13 protein-coding genes are annotated in these 20,119 nt (G+C 60.3%); 3 read left to right on the forward strand and 10 right to left on the reverse strand.

Translation table 11 applies throughout. The annotated features are described in order from the left end of the window. Positions 1–39: 39 nt before the first annotated feature. From soxG to P3G59_RS26955, 6 genes are all read right to left on the reverse strand, one after another. Complete coding sequence (gene soxG, locus P3G59_RS26930; RefSeq protein ID WP_034155013.1) at positions 40–672, reverse strand: sarcosine oxidase subunit gamma family protein; 633 nt, start codon at positions 670–672, stop codon at positions 40–42. A gap of 134 nt (positions 673–806) precedes the next feature. Continuing rightward, the gene (locus P3G59_RS26935) at positions 807–3,824 is read right to left on the reverse strand and encodes a sarcosine oxidase subunit alpha (protein WP_277759624.1); all 3,018 of its coding nucleotides are present in this window, start codon (positions 3,822–3,824) and stop codon (positions 807–809) included. After that, on the reverse strand, positions 3,821–4,150 hold the full coding sequence (locus tag P3G59_RS26940; RefSeq protein ID WP_277759625.1) for a sarcosine oxidase subunit delta: 330 nt from the start codon (positions 4,148–4,150) through the stop codon (positions 3,821–3,823). The genes P3G59_RS26935 and P3G59_RS26940 overlap by 4 nt, the downstream gene beginning before the upstream one ends. Positions 4,151–4,164: 14 nt before the next feature. Then, positions 4,165–5,415, reverse strand: coding sequence for a sarcosine oxidase subunit beta (locus P3G59_RS26945; RefSeq protein WP_003206307.1), 1,251 nt, complete (start codon positions 5,413–5,415; stop codon positions 4,165–4,167). Positions 5,416–5,435: 20 nt separating this feature from the next. After that, a complete protein-coding gene (gene glyA, locus P3G59_RS26950; RefSeq protein ID WP_277759626.1) occupies positions 5,436–6,689 on the reverse strand; it encodes a serine hydroxymethyltransferase in 1,254 nt (417 codons plus the stop codon). Between the two features lie 259 nt (positions 6,690–6,948). Further along, entirely contained in the window at positions 6,949–7,659 is a 711-nt protein-coding gene (locus tag P3G59_RS26955) for a TraX family protein (protein WP_277759627.1), read from the reverse strand. A gap of 126 nt (positions 7,660–7,785) precedes the next feature. On the opposite strand from P3G59_RS26955, the gene P3G59_RS26960 reads away from it, so the two are divergent. After that, positions 7,786–8,826 (forward strand): low specificity L-threonine aldolase, encoded by a 1,041-nt coding sequence (locus P3G59_RS26960; RefSeq protein WP_038363178.1) that lies wholly within the window; start codon positions 7,786–7,788, stop codon positions 8,824–8,826. 179 nt (positions 8,827–9,005) lie between these two features. After that, entirely contained in the window at positions 9,006–9,830 is an 825-nt protein-coding gene (locus P3G59_RS26965; protein WP_277759628.1) for an NAD(P)-dependent oxidoreductase, read from the forward strand. A 208-nt stretch (positions 9,831–10,038) separates the two neighbouring features. On the opposite strand, the gene gbcB is transcribed toward P3G59_RS26965, so the two are convergent. Next, positions 10,039–11,139, reverse strand: coding sequence for a glycine-betaine demethylase subunit GbcB (gene gbcB, locus P3G59_RS26970; protein WP_141126697.1), 1,101 nt, complete (start codon positions 11,137–11,139; stop codon positions 10,039–10,041). Positions 11,140–11,436: 297 nt separating this feature from the next. Here gbcB and gbcA point away from each other — a divergent pair, with 297 nt between their 5' ends. Next, positions 11,437–12,732 (forward strand): glycine-betaine demethylase subunit GbcA, encoded by a 1,296-nt coding sequence (gbcA, locus tag P3G59_RS26975; protein WP_277759629.1) that lies wholly within the window; start codon positions 11,437–11,439, stop codon positions 12,730–12,732. Between the two features lie 128 nt (positions 12,733–12,860). Here gbcA and P3G59_RS26980 read toward each other — a convergent pair whose 3' ends face one another. The 3 genes from P3G59_RS26980 to P3G59_RS26990 all read right to left on the reverse strand — a co-directional run bounded on the left by P3G59_RS26980 (position 12,861) and on the right by P3G59_RS26990 (position 19,616). After that, positions 12,861–14,105 carry a metallophosphoesterase gene (locus P3G59_RS26980; RefSeq protein WP_277759630.1) on the reverse strand — a complete coding sequence of 415 codons (1,245 nt, stop codon included), beginning with the start codon at positions 14,103–14,105 and terminating at the stop codon, positions 12,861–12,863. 25 nt (positions 14,106–14,130) lie between these two features. Further along, a complete protein-coding gene (locus tag P3G59_RS26985) occupies positions 14,131–15,999 on the reverse strand; it encodes a hypothetical protein (RefSeq protein ID WP_277759631.1) in 1,869 nt (622 codons plus the stop codon). 164 nt (positions 16,000–16,163) lie between these two features. Further along, a complete protein-coding gene (locus tag P3G59_RS26990) occupies positions 16,164–19,616 on the reverse strand; it encodes a GMC family oxidoreductase (RefSeq protein ID WP_277759632.1) in 3,453 nt (1,150 codons plus the stop codon). Positions 19,617–20,119 lie beyond the last annotated feature (503 nt).

A 20,119-nucleotide genomic window follows, 5' to 3' on the forward strand; every position in this document is an offset into this window, starting at 1 on the left:
GGGATGCATTCCCACGCAGAGCGTGGGAACGATCATCCATCAGGCCTGAACACTCAACCCGTACTCAGCCGAAGCATCCTGCAACCACAACCACCAGTAATCCGAGAAGCTGCGACGAATCAGCAATTCCCAGGTGTCTTCGGCGGTGTGGCGAATCATCAGTTGCGACTTGGCGAACACCGTGCCGACCGCTTTGCCTACCGGGAAGTTATTCGGGTGCACGTCATAGCTGGTGGATTTCATCAGCACCTGACGCACATTCGGCCCGCTCAGTTCGAGCACTTGCTGGCCGCCGCTGACGTTGACGATCGCAATGTGCAGATCGCCCAGCGCTTCGCGCAGTTTCTGTTCGGCGGCAAACTCTTCGCCGCTTGGCACGATCAGCAACCATTCATCCGGGCCCATCCATTGCAGGCTGGTTTCGCCTTTGACGATCACGCTCAGGGCGCCGGGCAGTTCGATGCCCAGCGCTTTATGTACGCCGGCGGCGAACGCGGCATCGTGGCCATCGCCACGGATGGTCAGGTGGCCGAGGAGTTTCTTTTCCCGCACGATCACGCCGGCGTTCTTGCGGCCCTTGCCGACCAGGCTGGCGAGGTCGGCATGGTGCAGCGACGACTCGGCACGGGCCCCGGTGGTCGGGCGTTGTTGGTAAACATTGGCTGTGGTCATAAAGCACCTTCCTGAATTCTGTTGATCGTTCCCACGCTCTGCGTGGGAATGCCGCCATGGACGCTCGGCGTCCGCTCTTGGGACGCGGAGCGTCCCGGGATGCATTCCCACGCAGAGCGTGGGAACGATCAGTGTCAGATGTTCTGGCGATCACCCTTCGGATCGAAGAACACCGAAGAAACAATCTCCGCCTCGATCACGCTGCCATCGGCCAACGGTGCAAACACCCGCTCACCCATGCGCTTCAGACCGCCCTTGACCACACCCATGGCAAACGAATAACCGAGGGAGTTGTGCGCATAGCTGGAAGTCACGTGGCCGACCATGGTCATCGGGATCGCTTGCTTGGTGTTGAACACCAGCTGGGCACCTTCCGGCAGCCAGACGTTCGGATCGATCGGCTTGAGGCCCACCAGTTGTTTGCGCTGATCACGCACGCAGTCTTCACGGTTCATGCCGCGCTGGCCGATCCACGAGAACGGTTTGGTACGACCGACACACCAGCCCATGTTCAAGTCGTCCGGGGTCATCGAGCCGTCGGTGTCCTGGCCGACGATGATGAAACCTTTCTCGGCCCGCAGCACGTGCATGGTTTCAGTGCCGTACGGGGTCAGGTTGTACTGCTTGCCGGCCTCGACGATTTTCTCCAGCACGCCCATCGCGTAGTCGGCCTGCACGTTGACTTCGTACGACAACTCACCGGTGAACGAGATGCGGAACACCCGCGCCGGCACGTCGCCGACCAGACCTTCTTTCCAGGTCATGAACGGGAAGGCTTCGTTGCTCAGATCAATGTCAGTCACGGCGCTGATCAGCTTGCGGCTGTTCGGTCCGGACAGGGTCATGGTCGCCCAGTGGTCGGTGACGGAAGTGAAGTAAACCTTCATGTCCGGCCATTCGGTCTGGTGGTACAGCTCCAGCCATTGCAGCACGCGCGCGGCGCCGCCAGTGGTGGTGGTCATGACGAAATGGTTGTCGGCCAGACACGCCGTCACACCGTCGTCGAAGACCATGCCGTCTTCTTTGCACATCAGGCCGTAACGGGCCTTGCCCACATCGAGTTTGGTCCAGGCGTTGGTGTACACGCGGTTGAGAAACTCGCGGGCATCCGGGCCTTGAATGTCGATCTTGCCGAGGGTCGAGGCGTCGAGCAGGCCGACGCTGTCGCGCACGGCTTTGCATTCGCGCTTCACCGCTGCATGCAGGTCTTCACCGTTTTTCGGGAAGTACCAAGGACGTTTCCACTGACCGACGTCTTCAAACTCGGCGCCGTTCTTCACATGCCAGGCATGCAGCGCGGTATGACGCACCGGCTCGAAGATGTGCCCACAGTGACGACCGGCCACAGCACCGAAGGTGACCGGCGTGTAATTCGGACGGAACATCGTGGTGCCCATCTGCGGGATGGTCACGTTCAGCGAGCGGGCCGCGATGGCCAGGCCATTGACGTTGCCGAGCTTGCCCTGATCGGTGCCGAAGCCCAGCGCGGTGTAGCGTTTGACGTGCTCGACCGACTCGAAACCTTCGCGGGTTGCCAGTTCGATCGCCGCGGCCGTCACGTCGTTTTGCAGGTCGACGAATTGCTTCGGCGCCCGTGCGGTGTTCTTTTCGTGCGGCACCTGGAACAGCGCCAACGTCGGCTCTTCGTGACGGCTCAAGGCTTTTGGCAGCACGCCTTCGACAGTCTGGAAACCGGCTTCAGCGGCCGCGCGCACGCCGCCTTCAAAACCATCAGCGAGCGAATCACCGAGAGCGTAAACACCGTTGATGCCACCGACGCACACGCGTTTCTGCGGTGCTTCGCCCGGTACGAAACCGAGGATGTCTTCACGCCAGATCGGCTTGCCACCGAGGTGCGAAGCGAGGTGGACAACAGGGCTGTAACCGCCGGAACTGGCGATCACGTCGCAGTCGAGCCATTCACCAGGACTGGTCACAGCGTGTGCCTTGACATCAATCGCGGCGACGCGGGCAGCGGTCACGCGCTTGCTGCCACGAGCCTCGATCACGGCGCTGCCGGTGAGAATCCGAATACCTTTGGCGCGGGCTTCTTCCACCAATGCACCACGCGGATTGCTGCGCGCATCGGCGATGGCGACCACTTGCAGACTGGCGTCGAGCCAATCCAGCGCGACGCGATAGGCGTGGTCGTTGTTGGTCGACAGCACCAGTTTTTTACCTGGAGCCACGCCGTAACGGCGCACGTAAGTCGACACCGCACCGGCAAGCATGTTGCCCGGCACATCGTTGTTGCCGTAGACCAGCGGACGCTCGTGCGCCCCGGTTGCCAGCACCACACGCTTGGCGCGAACACGGTGAATGCGCTGACGCACCTGACCGATGGGCGCACGGTCACCGAGGTGATCGGTGAGGCGTTCGTGAATGGTCAGGAAGTTGTGGTCGTGGTAACCGTTGACCGTGGCGCGCGGCAACAGCAGCACGTCCGGGGTGTTCTTCAGTTCAGCGATGACGCTGGCGACCCAGTCCATCGCCGGTTTGCCGTCGAGGCTTTCGCGGGAATCGAGCAGGCTGCCGCCAAACTCTTCCTGCTCATCGGCAAGAATCACTCGGGCACCGCTGCGCGCAGCGGCCAGGGCGGCGGCGAGACCGGCAGGGCCAGCGCCGACGATCAGCACGTCGCAGTGCTGGTTCATGTAGTCGTAGGTGTCCGGATCGACTTCGGTCGGTGAACGACCTAAACCTGCAGCCTTGCGAATGTACTTCTCGTAAGTCATCCAGAAAGATTGCGGGTACATGAAGGTTTTGTAGTAAAAACCCGGCGGCATCAGCTTGCCGCCGACCTTGCCGAGAATGCCCATCATGTCGTTGTTGACGCTTGGCCAGCCGTTGGTGCTGGTGGCGACCAGACCTTGATACAACGCCTGTTGCGTGGCGCGCACGTTGGGAATCTGCGTGGCTTCAGTCGCGCCGATCTGCAACACCGCATTCGGCTCTTCGGCACCAGCGGCAAAGATCCCGCGAGGACGCGAATACTTGAAGCTGCGGCCAATGATGTCGACGCCGTTGGCGATCAGTGCGGCGGCCAGCGAGTCACCCTCGAAGCCTTTGTAGCTCTGACCGTTGAAGGTGAAGCTCAGCACTTTGTTGCGGTCGATCCGTCCACCGTTGGACAGGCGATTGGTCTGGCTCATACCTTCTCTCCCAGCGCCGGCGTGGCTGTTTTCGCCGTATCAGCCTTGTCGGTGAATTGCGGCTTGGTGCCGATCTTGTAGGTTTCGAGAATCTCGTAGGTCACGGTGTCGCGAGTGACGTTGAAGTACTGGCGGCAACCGGCAACGTGGTCCCACAACTCATGGTGCAGACCGCGCGGGTTATCGCGGAAGAACATGTAGTCGCCCCACTCTTCATCAGTGCAGGCGTTCGGATCCAGCGGACGCGGGATGTGCGCCTGGCCGGATGCGTGGAATTCCTCTTCGGAGCGCAACTCGCCGCAGTGAGGACAGAAGATATGCAACATGGGGATTTCTCCTGTTAGTGGGCAACCGCAGCAGCGCCGTGTTCATCGATCAACGCACCGTTGTGGAAACGGTCGATGGAGAAAGGTGCGGCCAATGGGTGCATTTCACCCTTGGCCAGACTCGCGGCAAACACGTTGCCCGAGCCAGGTGTGGCCTTGAAGCCGCCGGTGCCCCAACCGCAGTTGAAGAACATGTTCGGTACCGGGGTTTTCGAAATGATCGGGCAGGCGTCCGGGGTGGTGTCGACGATGCCGCCCCACTGACGGTTCATGCGTACGCGGGACAACACCGGGAACATCTCGACGATGGCCTGAATGGTGTGCTCGATCACCGGGTACGAACCGCGCTGGCCGTAGCCGTTGTAGCCATCGATACCGGCGCCGATCACCAGGTCGCCCTTGTCGGACTGGCTGATGTAACCGTGCACGGCGTTGGACATGATCACGCTGTCGATAATCGGTTTGATCGGTTCGGACACCAGCGCTTGCAGCGGGTGGGATTCGATCGGCAGACGGAAACCGGCGAGCTTGGCCATGTGCCCGGAGTTACCGGCGGTGACCACGCCGACACGTTTGGCACCGATGAAACCCTTGTTGGTTTCAACGCCGATGCACACGCCGTTTTCCTTGCGGAAACCGATCACTTCGGTCTGCTGGATCAAGTCCACGCCCAAGGCATCGGCGGCACGGGCAAAGCCCCAGGCCACGGCATCGTGACGGGCGACGCCGCCGCGTCGCTGAACGGTTGCGCCCATCACCGGGTAGCGGGTGTTTTTCGAGCAGTCGAGGTACGGAATCTCGTCAGCGACTTGCTTGGCGTTGAGCAGTTCGCCATCGACGCCGTTGAGGCGGTTGGCACTGACCCGACGCTCGGAATCACGGATGTCCTGCAGGGTGTGGCACAGGTTATAGACGCCACGCTGGGAGAACATCACGTTGTAGTTGAGGTCTTGCGAGAGGCCTTCCCACAGTTTCATCGCGTGTTCGTACAGGTGCGCCGACTCGTCCCACAGGTAGTTGGAGCGGACGATGGTGGTGTTGCGCGCGGTGTTACCGCCGCCCAGCCAGCCCTTCTCGACCACGGCGACGTTGGTGATGCCGTGCTCTTTCGCCAGGTAGTAAGCCGTCGCCAGACCATGCCCGCCACCGCCGACGATGACCACGTCGTAGACTTTTTTCGGGGTTGGCGTGCGCCACATGCGCTGCCAGTTTTCGTGGTGGCTGAGGGAGTGTTTGAAGAGGCCGAAGCCTGAATAGCGTTGCATAGTCGTTACTCCAAAACCGCTCAGCGATAAACCGCGAAGTCTGCGCACAGGGCCGAAACCTGCTGGGCAACATTGGCCTCGACATCGGCATCGCCGAGGTTGTCGAGGATGTCGCAGATCCAGCCGGCCAGCTCCACACATTGGGTCACTTTGAAGCCGCGCGTGGTTACCGCCGGGGTGCCGATGCGCAGGCCGGAAGTGACGAACGGCGACTGCGGGTCGTTCGGCACGGCGTTCTTGTTGACGGTGATGTGCGCACGGCCAAGGGCGGCGTCGGCGTCTTTGCCGGTCAGGCCCTGACGGATCAGGCTGACCAGGAACAAGTGGTTGTCGGTGCCGCCGGACACTACATCGTAGCCACGCTGGATAAACACGCTGGCCATCGCCTGAGCGTTGTCGATCACTTGTTGCTGATAGGCCTTGAAGCCTGGCTCTAGCGCTTCCTTGAAGCACACGGCTTTACCGGCGATGACGTGCATCAGCGGGCCGCCCTGGGCACCGGGGAACACGGCAGCGTTGAGCTTCTTCTCGATCTCTTCGTTGGCCTTGGCCAGGATCAAGCCGCCACGTGGGCCGCGCAGGGTTTTGTGCGTGGTGGTGGTGACCACGTCGGCGTACGGCAGCGGGTTCGGGTACAGACCGGCGGCGACCAGACCGGCGACGTGGGCCATGTCGACGAACAGCAGCGCGCCAACCTTGTCAGCGATCTGCCGGAAACGCGGGAAGTCCAGGGTCTTGGAGTAAGCGGAGAAACCGGCGACGATCATTTTCGGTTTGGATTCGACGGCGAGACGCTCGACTTCGTCGTAATCGATCAGCCCGGTGTCGGTATTGATCCCGTACTGCACGGCGTTGTAGAGCTTGCCCGAGGACGACACTTTGGCGCCGTGAGTCAGGTGGCCGCCGTGGGCCAGGCTCATGCCAAGAATGGTGTCGCCCGGCTGGATCAGCGCCAGGTACACGGCGCTGTTGGCCGAGGAACCGGAGTGCGGCTGAACGTTGGCGTAATCGGCGCCGAACAGTTGCTTGGCGCGTTCGATGGCCAGCGCTTCGACTTTATCGACGTGCTCGCAGCCACCGTAGTAGCGCTTGCCCGGATAACCTTCGGCGTATTTGTTGGTCAGGCCGCTGCCCTGGGCTTGCATGACGCGTTTGCTGGTGTAGTTCTCCGACGCGATCAGCTCGATGTGATCTTCCTGACGTTGCTCCTCGGCATTCATCGCCGCCAGCAGTGCATCGTCGTAACCCTGGATCTGGTCTTGCTTGCTGAACATCGCGTCTCTCCCAGCGGCATCTGTGCGCCATTCGTCTCGGTAAGGCACTGGCAATCATGGCAGTGCCCTTTGATGCCGATGGTATGACCGGCGCAGACAGCTCAAATGCCTGCGCGCGCCACGCAAAGGTGCGTTTACGACATGGCGGGAAATGACCCGGAGAATGCATCCCCCTGTAGGAGCTGCCGAAGGCTGCGATCTTTTGACTTTGGCTGTTTGAAGATCAAAAGATCGCAGCCTTCGGCAGCTCCTACAGGGGTTATGCGAGCAATTGGCGGACGGCGAGCAGCAGGAGAAAGTGTGTGGGATACAGGGCATATGCCCAGCGCCTCATCGGCAGTGGCTGAAGATGTCGCCCATGTCGCAACAGGAACATTCCGAGCATTGGCGCAAACACACAGGTGGCAATGCCGAGGATGGCAACGCTACCGCCGAACATCGCCGAGTCGTACAGCACCTGCCATTGATTCGCTGCCAGACATATCAATCCCGGTAGCCAGCTGAAATACCACGGACGGCGAAACACCAACAACATCGCCAGCGGCAACAGAACGCCGAAGAAGCCGAACATCAGTCGTTCAGGGAACACAGCGGCCAGCACCAGCGCGACAATCGCCAGCAGTCGCGCAATCCATGCCGGATCCTGCCAGCCCCGCGCCACCAGCAATCCCAGCGCCAGCGTCGGCATCACGTTCAAAGTATCCGGATCAGGAATGTACAACCGATATGGAATTTCACTGACGGCGCTGAACAGCAACAACCACCCCAGATACCGCCACTCCATCCGCCGCGAACCATCGCGCGAAAGATTCGCCGCCATCGCCAGACAAAACCACGGAAACGCCAAGCGCCCAGGCACATACAGCCAATCGGCGGAGAACCCGACATATCGCAGGTGATCGAGCAACATGCTCAGCAGCGCCAGCCACTTGAGCAGATCCAGCACGCCGTCGCGTTGAGTCAGGTGCATAATCGGCCTGCGTCCCTGTAATGTTCTGCCAGCGACATCCCGTGTGCTCCCCGGAAGATCTTCGGTAAAGTGCGCACCATCATTGACCACGAGCCTTCACAAGAGTCTCGACCACGGAAGCCGGCCATGACCGACAAGAGCCAACAATTCGCCAGCGACAACTATTCCGGTATCTGCCCTGAAGCCTGGGCTGCAATGGAACAGGCCAACCACGGCCACCAGCGCGCGTATGGCGACGATGAATGGACCGCACGCGCGTCCGACCATTTCCGCCAACTGTTCGAAACCGACTGCGAAGTGTTCTTCGCCTTCAACGGCACCGCCGCCAACTCGCTAGCCCTGTCGTCGCTGTGCCAGAGTTACCACAGCGTGATCTGCTCGGAAACCGCCCACGTCGAAACCGACGAATGCGGCGCCCCGGAATTTTTCTCCAACGGTTCGAAACTGCTGATCGCCGGCACTGAAAACGGCAAGATCACCCCACAATCGATCCGCGAAGTCGCGCTCAAGCGCCAGGACATCCACTACCCGAAACCGCGCGTGGTGACCCTGACCCAGGCCACTGAAGTCGGCAGCGTCTACACCCCGGAAGAAGTCCGCGCCATCAGCGCCACTTGCAAAGAGCTGGGCCTGCACCTGCACATGGACGGCGCACGCTTTTCCAACGCCTGCGCATTCCTCGGCTGCTCGCCGGCGGATCTGACCTGGAAGGCCGGTGTTGACGTGCTGTGCTTCGGCGGCACCAAAAACGGCATGGCCGTGGGTGAAGCCATCCTGTTCTTCAATCACAAACTGGCGGAAGACTTCGATTACCGCTGCAAACAGGCCGGGCAACTGGCGTCGAAAATGCGCTTCCTCTCGGCACCGTGGGTCGGCATCCTCGAAAACGACGCGTGGCTCAAATACGCCCGCCACGCCAACCACTGCGCACAGTTGCTGGCCGAACTGGTCAGCGACATTCCCGGCGTCGAATTGATGTTCCCGGTGCAGGCCAACGGCGTGTTCCTGCAACTGTCGGAACCGGCGATTGCCGCGTTGACCGCGAAGAACTGGCGGTTCTACACCTTCATCGGCAAGGGCGGCGCGCGCTTCATGTGCTCCTGGGACACCGAAGAAGAACGCGTCCGCGAACTGGCCCGCGACATCCGCGAAGTCATGTCCGCCTGACCTGACTGCACACCCTCCCCCCTGTAGGAGCTGCCGAAGGCTGCGATCTTTTGATCTTGATTTAAAAACAGAATCAAAAGATCGCAGCCTTCGGCAGCTCCTACAGGGATGGCGATGACTCTTGGTCTACATTGTCTGTCGAGCCCTTCGCTCACCTAACAATAAGCAGGAGCATCGGCATGTCGTTACAAGGCAAAACCCTGTTCATCACCGGCGCCAGCCGTGGCATTGGCCGTGAGATTGCGCTGCGGGCTGCGAAGGACGGGGCCAATATCGTGATTGCGGCCAAGAGTGCCGAGCCCCATGCCAAATTACCCGGCACCATCCACAGTGTGGCCAAAGAAGTCGAAGCGGCGGGCGGCAAGGCCTTGGCGCTGCAAGTGGATGTGCGTGATGAAGACGCCGTGCGTCAGGCACTGGCTCAAGCCAACGAACATTTCGGCGGCATCGATGCGCTGGTGAACAATGCCGGGGCGATCAAGCTCACCGGCGTGCAGCACATCGAACTCAAGCGTTTCGACCTGATGCACCAGATCAACACCCGCGCGGTGTTGCTGTGCAGCCAGGCAGCCCTGCCCTATCTGAAGAAATCCGCCGGGCACATTCTCAACCTGTCACCGCCGCTGAATCTGGCGAGCAAATGGTTTGCGCAGTTCAGCCCGTACACCGTGACCAAGTACGGCATGAGCATGCTGACGCTGGGGATGAGCGAGGAATTTGCCAGTTACGGGATCAGTGTCAATTCGCTGTGGCCGCAGACGATGATTGCGACGGCGGCGATTGAATTTCAGCTGGGCAACCGGGAGTCGTTCAAACAGGCGCGGACGCCGGCAATCATGGCGGATGCGGCGCATTTGATTTTGAGTAGTCGCGGACGGCAGATCAGCGGGCGATTGTTGATTGATGAGGAGATTTTGCGGGAAAGCGGCGTTAGCGAGTTTGAGCATTACCGGTTCGAACCGGGGAGTGATGCGGCGTTGATGACGGATTTGTTTGTTGACTGAAAAGCCCCTCACCCTGACCCTCTCCCGGAGGGAGAGGGGACTGATTGGGGGATGCTCCAGGAATACGCCGACCTGAATCTGCTTTGCCGAATCCATATTCGATAAGGTCGTGCAGGTCGATGTAGAAAGCCAGACAACTCGGTCGGCTCCCTCTCCTTCGGGAGAGGGCTGGGGTGAGGGGCAAGCCGAACGCAAAAATTCGCCCCACTCAGAATTCGATACGCACATCGCCCTTCGGCACGCTGCAGCACGACAAGATAAACCCTTCCGCCTCGTCATCCTCGGTAATCCCGCCGTTATGCTCCATCTCCACTTCACCGCCCAGCTTCAGCACCTTGCAAGTCCCGCAAATCCCCATGCCGCAAGCCTTCGGAATCATCAAGCCCAGCTTGGCCGCCGCCGCATGCACAGTCTCACCCGGCGCCACACGAATGCTCTTGCCGGACGAAGTGAATTCCACCTGATGCAGATCCGCCGCATCGATTTCCGGCGCATCGGCGGCCTGTTCCGCTTGTTCCACCGCATCGGCACGGGCTTCAGGCGGCGTGGCGCCGAAGGACTCCTCGTGATAACGCGACATGTCGTAACCGGCCACTTCCAGCAGGCGCTTGACCGCATTCATGTACGGCGTCGGGCCGCAGCAGAACACTTCGCGCTCAAGGAAGTCCGGCACCATCAGCTCAAGCATCTTGTGGTTCAGATAGCCGCGATAACCGGCCCATGGCTCGCCCAAGCCGTGCTTCTCACAGATCAGGTGCAGGCTGAAGTTATCGATCCGCGACGCCATGTGTTCCAGCTCGCGATGGTAAATGATGTCTTTCGGCGAACGCGCACTGTGGATGAAAGTCATGTCGACGTTGGCGTTGGTGTCGTAAAACCAGCGCGCCATCGACATGCACGGCGTGATGCCGACGCCGCCGCTCAGGTAGAGGACTTTCGGGCTCGGGAAGTCAATCGCGTTGAACAGCCCGACCGGCCCGTGCACCGCCAGTTCTTGCCCTTCATGCAGCGTGTCGTGCAGCCAATTGGAGACTTTGCCGCCCGGCACCCGCTTGATCGTCACCGAAAAGCTGTACGGCACCGACGGCGAACTGGAGATGGTGTACGAGCGCATGATCGGCTGGCCTTCGATTTCCAGCTCCAGGGTGACGAACTGCCCGGGCTTGAAGAAGAACAGGATCGGCTGATCAGCCATAAAGCAGAAGGTGCGCACGTCCCAGGTTTCCTGGATGACTTTGACGCAACGGACGATGTGTCGGCCATTGGCCCAGGTCTGGGTGGTGACCGGATTCAGGAAGCTGTTGGACATGCTGTTCTCCACGGCCGACTGTCGGCCTCATGTCGGCGATTCTGCGTATAGCGCAGACCGTCCGTTTACCTATCCGCGACATCGGCATACTTATCGCGACCAGCCCCCAACCACCGGGGGTTGCGCGTCGGGAACAGATTGCACCATGTCGCCCATGGATAAGGTTCCGCCCTGCGCCGGCCCCACACTCGCCCCAACACCAAGACGAATTCTTTACACCTTGCGTAGCAACCGTTAGCAGCACACCTGATTAGCCACTTTTCGCCGGCCACGCAGATGGCCATGAGGATCACATCGATGGACGTCACCGCAAAAATCAGCCTGGGCGATCCGCTGGAACCCGCACGCAAGGCCACCGCACAAATGCTCCAGGAACGCGAGCGGACGTTTTCGCTGCCACAACCGTTCTACAGCGACGAGCGGCTGTTCGATATCGACATGCAGGAGATCTTCCAGAAAGAGTGGTTGATCGCCGGCATGACCTGCGAGATCCCGGCCAAGGGCAACTACCTGACCCTGCAGGTCGGCAAGAACCCGATCATCGTCATCCGTGGCGCTGACGGCGTAGTCCACGCCTTCCATAACGTCTGTCGCCACCGTGGCTCGCGCCTGTGCACCAGTGAAAAAGGCAAGGTTGCCAAACTGGTCTGCCACTACCACCAGTGGACCTACGAGCTGGACGGCCGCCTGCTGTTCGCCGGCACCGAAATGGGCGCCGACTTCGACATGAAGCAGTACGGCCTGAAACCGGTGAACGTGAAGACGGCCGGCGGCTACATCTTCATCAGCCTGGCGGAAAATCCACCGGCCATCGATGACTTCCTGTCGACGCTGAACCATTACATGGAACCGTACGACATGGAGAACACCAAGGTGGCGATCACCACCACCTTGATGGAAAAGGCCAACTGGAAACTGGTGCTGGAAAACAACCGCGAGTGCTACCACTGCAACGCGTCGCACCCGGAACTGCTGAAAACCTTGCTGGAATGGGACGACGTCACCGACCCACGCGCCGATCAGGCGTTCAAGGATCACGTCGCCGCGTCCGCCGCTGCCTGGGAAGCCGAGAAGATCCCCTACGCCCACGCCAGCTTCGGCCTGCGCAACCGCATCGTACGCATGCCACTGCTCAAGGGCACCGTGTCGATGACCCTCGACGGCAAACAGGGCTGCGCGAAACTGATGGGCCGGATCAAGAACCCGGATCTGGGTTCGATGCGCATCCTGCACCTGCCGCATTCGTGGAACCACTGCATGGGCGACCACATCATCGTCTTCACCGTGTGGCCGATCAGCGCGCAGGAAACCATGGTTACCACCAAATGGCTGGTGCACAAAGACGCGGTTGAGGGCGTCGATTACGACGTGGATCGTATGCGTCAGGTGTGGGATGCGACCAATGATCAGGATCGGCGTCTGGCTGAGGAGAACCAGCGCGGGATCAACTCGACGGCTTATCAGCCTGGGCCTTATTCCAAGACTTATGAGTTTGGCGTGGTCAACTTTGTCGACTGGTACAGCGAGCGCCTGCTGAACAACCTCGGTGCCGAGCCGGCCCCGTACCTCAAGGGCGTCCCGGTTCAGGGCTAAGATCAAAGGCAAAAGCTTCGCGAGCAGGCTCGCTCCCACAGGGACTGGCGGTGTACACAAATTCTGTTATCACCACCGACCACTGTGGGAGCGAGCCTGCTCGCGAAGAGGCCGGCCCAGTCACCGCGTCACTTGGATGACCACCTCACCGAACCATCCTCGCCAATAAACTCCTCAAAAATATCCTCCCCCACCAAGCGGATTTTCGCGTAGCCGTTCAACACCCGATCCGGATACGCCGGGTCCTTCGCACTCTGCGTCTCCGACCACAACACCCGCGAATGCCCGTCCAGCTCACTGGCATTGCCATACGGAATCGCCCCGTGCCCTGCGCAGCGCGCATGCAAACCACCCTGCTGCGCATAGACGATGCCGTTGTGCAGATGCCCCCAATACCAGTAATCCGGTTCACGCCCCAGCGCATCGCACACCGGTTGATACAACGCCGTCTTGTTATGCCCGGAAATATCAAAGCCCTGATGATGGCTGAGCACCATGATCTTTTTGCGTTTCGGCAGGCCTTTCATCCACTCGATCTGCGGCTCGTTCAAGGTGCCGTCCATGTACAGATTCATCGCGTCTGACGCGTAGGCGGAATCCAGCCCGACCACCAGCCAGTCATCATTGATCAAGGCAAAATAACTGGTGCCCTGCTGCCCCGGAAAACGCTTGGCCAGTTCCTTGAAATAGCCGTGGGCGCCGCTGTACATCTCGTGGTTGGAGTTGAGGGTGAACGAGCCGTGGGTGCCCATCGGCCAACCGGCCATGTCGACATCTTCCTGGGAATGACTGCCGGCGTAATACACATCGCCCAAATGAACAGTGAAATCGGCCTGGGCCAGTTGCATCTGATTGGCCACCGACACCGCCGGCGCATGGCTGTCGAACGGCCCGGTGCCCCAGTCGCCGGCGATCGCCAGGGTCACGTCGCGATCCATCTGCACCACGGCCGGGTCGGTGCCGAACGTCGCGTGATGGCGCAGGTTCTCGATCCACTTCAGCAGCGCCTCGCTCCACAACAGATCGAGCAATTCCCACTTGCGACAACCGAGCAGACTGCCGTCCTTGAGCACGCGGGTTTGCAGTTGATCGGTCGATTGCGGCAACGGTGTGGCGTTGCCGATACGCAGGATCGACAAGCCGTGGGACAACTCCCACGGCACTGTCGGTTCATCCGTCGGTAACTCGCCGTTTTTCAGCACGTATTGCGCCTGATCGTGGCCGCGTTGCAGCAGTTTGATGATCGCCTGAAACTCCTGCGGCTCCAGCTCGCTGATGAGCTTCATCCAGGCCATTTCCATGCGCGTGAACAAGCCGTGAATGCGCACTTTGACCTTGTCGTACTCGTGTTCCCAATGACTGACCAGTGACATGGCGTATTCCTCTATCCGTAAGGGTTCACAGGGTTTTCATGAATTCGATCAGCGCCCGCTTGTCGTCGTCCGACAGCGTTGTGCCGTACAGGTGACCGCTGTTGTGGTTGCCTTCAAGGCGCGTGTCGTATTTGAAGTCGGCCGAGGCTTTGGCCTGGGCGCCGCTGGTGACGAAGCCGACGTTGACCGGGTCGTAAATATCCGAGCCGGTGATGAACACCTGCGGGCGTTTTTCCGGCGGTTGCAGCAAGTCCCACAGGGTCGGCACTGAACCGTTGTGCAGGTACGGCGCGCGCAGCCAGATGCCGTCGGTAGGCGTGTTGCTGTAGCTCTGGGTCTTGCGATAGGCGCCGAAGTCGAATGGCGGTTTTTTGAAGGAGTGGAATGCGGCCACCAAGCCTGTGGTAAACGAATCGAGCCGGTGCGGATCGGTGCCGAGCTGGTCGATGTTGGTAGTGACCTGTCCGGTATCGGCGCGACCGAAGTCATGACAACCGGCGCAGTTGTTGTCCCAGATCGGTTTGCCCTGCGCGACCTTCGCCTGATCCAGCGCCCACGGCCACGCCGGCGCCTTGTGCCCGAGCAGCCAGTTGGTCACGCGATTGAAGCTGGGCGGCAGCACCGATTCCGGCGTTGCACCCACGGCCATCGCGGCGGCGTAGTTGCGTTCGTGGATCTTGTTGTTATTGCCGTCCCAGTGCAGGTACATCGATTCGCGCGGTTTCTGGTTCCACACTTGCGGCAGGTCGACGGTGCCGATGGTCGAGTCATCCGGGAAGCCGAACACCACCATCTTCGTCGGGTTGAAGGTGTCGGTGCGACCCGGGCCCTGTTGCGGACGCAGCTTCTGCCAGGCGTAGGCCTGTTTCTGCTTGAGCAGCGCGCTTTTCGCCATGGGCATGATCAGGTAGCGGTTGTAGAGCTTCTCGAAAAAGCCGAGCTGGAACTTGCTGTTGATGGCCGCCATCACCGCGTCGGTGGTGAATTTCGGGTCACTGGCGCAATCGTAGGCGAACCACTGGAAGGCTTGCAGTTGCAGGGTGTTGGCCGGTGCGCTCGGCACATTGACGGCGACGTCGCTGGCATTGGCGCGGTAGGAACCGGTGTGGCACAGCGCGCAGTTCGGCTCGACGGTCGGGTAGCCGATCTGCCGTTTGGCCATACCGATCGGCAGGTCCTTGCCGTTTTCGAAGAGAAAGCCGAAGACTTCCCAGCCACCGGGTTTGGGCATCTTTTCCGGGCACATTTGCGGCAGCACGGCGAACAGGTAATACGGGATGCGCGCTTCGATGCCGAGGCCAATGGCGGCGTATTTGAAGTGGTCTTCGTCGGCGGCGTATTCCTGCTCAGGAACGACACGGAGCATCTGATACCAGGTCTGGTAACCGATGAAACCGAGCACCGCGACCACCACCAGCGTGCCGACCTTGAAGGCGTGACTCTGCCATTGCCGCTGCCACGCCGCCCGCCACTCGCGCCAGCCATCGTAGAGCAGCGCACATGGCCGGTTCTCTGGCGTGGTGCCCAAGTACAGCAAAATGCCGAGGATCAGGAAAAAGCTCAGATCGCCCATCAACATCGGCACGAACACCGAGCCCTGGATGCTGGTGTTGATCAGGTAAATCCAGAAGATCACCGCGATCAGCCGCGTCAGTACGCACAGCCAGGAATGCACCACGTAGCGCGGCGCGTTGAAGCCCGACGGCATGTAAAACACGCTGATGCCCACCAGCAGCATCCCGGCGTTTTCCAGCCATGGGTCGGAGAGTTGCGGCGGCAAACCGACCACCGATGTCAGCAATCCCGGCGCGAACAGCGCGGGGATCGCGAACACCATGTTCATCGCAATGCCGATCCAGATGAAGCGTTGAAACCAGCGGATGTAGCTGTCCATATCATCCATTTCCTTGTGCAGACCTGAGAGGTGTTGTGCCAGATGCACCGCTTTCGCGAGCAGGCTCGCTCCCACATTGGGTTGGGGATGCCCACTGGTTTTGTGACTGGCACAAAACCCTGTGGGAGCGAGCCTGCTCGCGAAGCGGTCGACTCGGTCTGCAGTCAACCGAGGGCAGTTTTCTCCAGGTGTTCAAGGATGATCGGATAGACATCGACCACCGCGTTCTTGCCGAACATGCAGTCGATGTGGCCGTAGCCCGGCACCACGTGTCGGCTGTAACGCTCTGGCCCGTGCATATCGCACAAACGCTGGTAGGTCTTGAGGGTGCTTTCCGGCAAATAACACTGGTTGTCGGCGCCGCTGATAAAACAGATCGGCAGGGTCAGCCGGTCAAAGTGCGGCATGTACACATCGTTGCCTTTGAAATCCACCAGATGCCCTTTGCGCACGATCAGCGCCAGGTGCTCGAAGGTCTCGATGTTCGATTCGCCGAACAACTCGTGCAGGTTGTCGTGCAGGGTTTCGTTGAGGGTGTCGTGGCGATACAGCGACGCGTACATGAAAGTGATGCGGTGGCACACCGGGTTGGTGCAATAACCCTGCGCCTCGATTCGCGCATAGCCGTTAAGAGCCTTGTCGTAGAGTTTGTTGAACCAGTTCTCCTTGCTGTCGGCGTAAGCGGTCATCGACTTTATGCCGATCGCATCGAGCATCCCCGGCAGGTGCAACCCGGCCTTCAGCCCTGTGGCCGTGGCGACTACGGTGTCAGCGGCAATCTGCGAGCAGACCACCGAACGCACGCCCTGCAAACCGGCGAGCAACGACATGAAGAAGGTCGTCGCGCCGTAGCAATGCACCACACATTGCACATCTTTGGCCTGGGTTTGCTGTTGAATCTGCGCGATGGCAGCCTTGAAATCGTATTGGGCGATCTGGTCGCCGTTCCACTCCTTCTTGCTCGCCGGCAGCAGAATGCTCACCCGGAAATCCAGCAGCCAGACGTCGTAATCGTGCTTGCACAGGTATTCCAGCAGGTTGGTCTGAATGGTGTCGGTGGAAAAAATATTCGAGCCCACGCCCAAACCATGCACCAGCATCACCGGGCCTTTGCTGCCGGCCTGATAACGGGTCAGGCGCAACTCGACCCCATCCTCGGTGGGGAAGAAATGCACCGCCGGAACGGGTGCATCCAGCGGCCGTTTCAACCGTGGCGGTGCATCCGGGTTGAAGTAGATATCGCCGGCAAACACGCCGCCGTAACTTTCCCAGAGAATCCCGGCGAAGAACTTGCCGAAGCGCGCCAGCCCTTCAATGCGCTCACGCTCGTTGCGCGCATTGAGCACTTTCATGGTGGTCATCTGCTTGGCGAAATCGGTCGGATGAATGTGCATCACCCCGGAGCCGATCACCTCGCCGGTCTTGTCCGGCCCGCGATACAGCGTCACGTACAAAGTGCTGGTGTCGTGCCAGATATTCAGCACGCCGTTGTCTTCCGGCACGGTTTTGAAGGCACTGAAAAAGTAATCGTTGCCGTCCTCGGCGGTCAGCTTCATATCGTATTTCATGTGGCGCGTGTCGACCTGTTGCTCGAATTGCTCAAACAGGTTGAACACACCGTTGCTGGCGGTCAGCGGTTCTGGCGACAGCGCCGGGGCGATGACGGTGCCGACAATCGTGGCCGCGTGCTCGGGTTCCTTGATCATCCGGTTGAGGTCGTTGGCGGTGATGGTCAGGGTGAAGTCGATCGGCGAATTGTCCGCCTCGCCGCGTTTGGCCGCCGCCTCATAGACTTTCAGATCGGTGCTTTGCGCGGCGGTGAAGGCCCGGGAGAAATAGCCCTTCATGGTTTCGGTGAACTGCACGCCGAGGGTCGGCGGCGCCACTTGTTTGCGCGGTGCCGACGGCAGCGTGTAGTCGATCTGCCAACCGCGGTCGGCGGCGAGCAGGCCCATGTTGCGCTCGCTCACGGCGGAAATGGTCAGCAGCGGATTGACCGCCAGCGACGTCGGAATGACCGCGCCGTCGGTCACGTACAGATTGGCGTAGACATCGGTGCCGGCGGCACCACTGAACACCTGACCCTTGTGATTGACCACGCCTTGTGCCGCGTCTTCACCCATCACGCAACCGCCCAACGGGTGCACCGAGACGATGCTGTGCTTGAGCAGCTTGGTCCAGATCGGATTCTCCACCCAGACCCCGCCCAACGCCTTGGTGCTCTGGTGCAGACGCTCGTTGCCGAGTGTGAAGTTCTCCTGCTCGCCAACGCCGGGCCAATCGATACGCAACTGATCCTTGCTGTCGAGGACCATCCGCCCCTGGCCGCTGTCGTGGCTCATGATCAGGTAGGTCTGCATGTTGTGCAGTGCGCCGTAATACGGGCCGCGCAGGAAGCTTTCCGCTTCGCGCTCCTTGTACTTCACCTTGCCGCTGAAGCTTTCATCGGTGGCCACGCCGATCATCTCGGCAAACCCGGCCATCGCCGGCACCATGGGCCGACCGAGGGCGCCGGGGATCGAGCCTTCCTCGATGACCATCCGGCTGCGCCAGTCGCCTTCGGTGCGCATGTCGATCACCGAGGTGATGCACGGACCGACCGGGTGCAGTTCCTTGGCCGGGTGCGCGCCGAAACCGATGCCGTTGATGGTCTGTTCGCAGTTGTGGCCGAAGCCGAGGATGTCACCATTGCCGCTCATGTTTTCGCCGAGCTGGCCGGACATCACCACGCCCTTGTCGCGCGAACGAAGGAGAATTTCGGTCGAGCCTAGCGTGCCGGCGGAGACCACGACGATATCCGCCTTCACGAACAACGTCGGTGCACTGAACATCTCACGCCCACTGTCGAGGTACTGGAAGTGCACGATCCAGCCGTCGCCATCACGCTCCAGATGCCGCACTTCGGCCTGGCAGAAAATCTCCGCGCCGTGGTTCCAGGCGTCCGGCAGATAGTTCATCAGCGTGGTGTTCTTGGCCTTGTTGTTACAGCCCGAAACGCAGTCGCCGCACTGGTTGCACGGCAGTTGCTCGACACCGACGTGGTTGAGGTTGTTCGGCAGTTTGTCGAAGGTCACGTTGATCGGCGGTTTGTAGAAGTGCGCGCCTTGCTTGAGGTAATCCGCCGATTTCTTGTTGGCGTCGAGCTTGGGCAGATTCGGTGCAGTGCTCGGGTAGGGATTGGGTTTGAGCATCTCGCGGGCGCGGGCGTAACCGTCCTTGAGCAGCGTGTCGCGGTGTTCACGCACGGCTTGCGGCCAGCGCGGATCATCGAACACACCAGGCTCCGGCTCGAGGGCAACGTTGGCGTTGATCAGCGACGTGCCGCCGAGGCCGCAACCGACCACGACGTTTTGCTGGGCGTTGACGTGTAAATCGAACAGCCCGGTGCGCGAGCCGATATGGCCATCCGGGTCGTGCACTTGCAGTTCCTCGGTGGCGGCGATCATGGTGTTGGGGTATTCGCCGGGCTGTATTTCCCGACCGCGTTCGAGCAGGCACACACGCTTGCCGGCACGGGACAGGCGCGAGGCAGCAATACCGCCGCCGTAGCCTGAACCGATAACGATCACATCGTAGTGTTCCTTGATCTCGCTGATGGGCGTTGAGATCCGTGTCATGGGGTGCATCCTCTAATCAGGCCGATGGGGCAACTCTGCGGTTGCCTGCAATCAATGGACGAACGAGCACCTGGCCACCGGATCAAGTCCGGCGACAGCACAACGGTCTGGCAGGTTGGCGCGCTACAGGCGAGCGTGCTGATTGGCGGCACGACGTAGCGTGCGCTTGCGGGGAAAGGGCGGGGGGTGGCGTGATCGACTATCCATCATGCGTTCTCCCAGAACCTGATGTGGATAACTGACGGCTGTCCTTGTGCCATTGCAGTGAAGACAGCGCAGGAATCGAAGTCAAGGCAACGCCTTAGAACTGTATGAAATGTGATCAATTGCCGTTTGGACTATACCGGACGGGGCTTGCAGGGTTTGACGAACAAGTTATCCACATAGCCGCCCACAGCAAATGGGGGTAACTGTGGATGACTGGAAAAATAACTTGCTGATTTGTGAAGAAAAATCGTGACTTATCCGGAAGGACGGTTTGCGAGAGGTATTGGCTGTTTTTT

Origin of the sequence: Pseudomonas sp. A34-9 (assembly GCF_029543085.1) — a bacterium.
In the GTDB taxonomy this organism is placed as follows: Bacteria; Pseudomonadota; Gammaproteobacteria; order Pseudomonadales; family Pseudomonadaceae; genus Aquipseudomonas.

What these genes read in the sequence shown, in the direction of transcription:
- soxG (WP_034155013.1), bottom strand. Translation starts at nt 672, where the DNA reads ATGACCACAGCCAATGTTTACCAACAACGCCCGACCACCGGGGCCCGT.
- P3G59_RS26935 (WP_277759624.1), bottom strand. Translation starts at nt 3,824, where the DNA reads ATGAGCCAGACCAATCGCCTGTCCAACGGTGGACGGATCGACCGCAAC.
- P3G59_RS26940 (WP_277759625.1), bottom strand. Translation starts at nt 4,150, where the DNA reads ATGTTGCATATCTTCTGTCCTCACTGCGGCGAGTTGCGCTCCGAAGAG.
- P3G59_RS26945 (WP_003206307.1), bottom strand. Translation starts at nt 5,415, where the DNA reads ATGCAACGCTATTCAGGCTTCGGCCTCTTCAAACACTCCCTCAGCCAC.
- glyA (WP_277759626.1), bottom strand. Translation starts at nt 6,689, where the DNA reads ATGTTCAGCAAGCAAGACCAGATCCAGGGTTACGACGATGCACTGCTG.
- P3G59_RS26955 (WP_277759627.1), bottom strand. Translation starts at nt 7,659, where the DNA reads ATGCACCTGACTCAACGCGACGGCGTGCTGGATCTGCTCAAGTGGCTG.
- P3G59_RS26960 (WP_038363178.1), top strand. Translation starts at nt 7,786, where the DNA reads ATGACCGACAAGAGCCAACAATTCGCCAGCGACAACTATTCCGGTATC.
- P3G59_RS26965 (WP_277759628.1), top strand. Translation starts at nt 9,006, where the DNA reads ATGTCGTTACAAGGCAAAACCCTGTTCATCACCGGCGCCAGCCGTGGC.
- gbcB (WP_141126697.1), bottom strand. Translation starts at nt 11,139, where the DNA reads ATGTCCAACAGCTTCCTGAATCCGGTCACCACCCAGACCTGGGCCAAT.
- gbcA (WP_277759629.1), top strand. Translation starts at nt 11,437, where the DNA reads ATGGACGTCACCGCAAAAATCAGCCTGGGCGATCCGCTGGAACCCGCA.
- P3G59_RS26980 (WP_277759630.1), bottom strand. Translation starts at nt 14,105, where the DNA reads ATGTCACTGGTCAGTCATTGGGAACACGAGTACGACAAGGTCAAAGTG.
- P3G59_RS26985 (WP_277759631.1), bottom strand. Translation starts at nt 15,999, where the DNA reads ATGGACAGCTACATCCGCTGGTTTCAACGCTTCATCTGGATCGGCATT.
- P3G59_RS26990 (WP_277759632.1), bottom strand. Translation starts at nt 19,616, where the DNA reads ATGACACGGATCTCAACGCCCATCAGCGAGATCAAGGAACACTACGAT.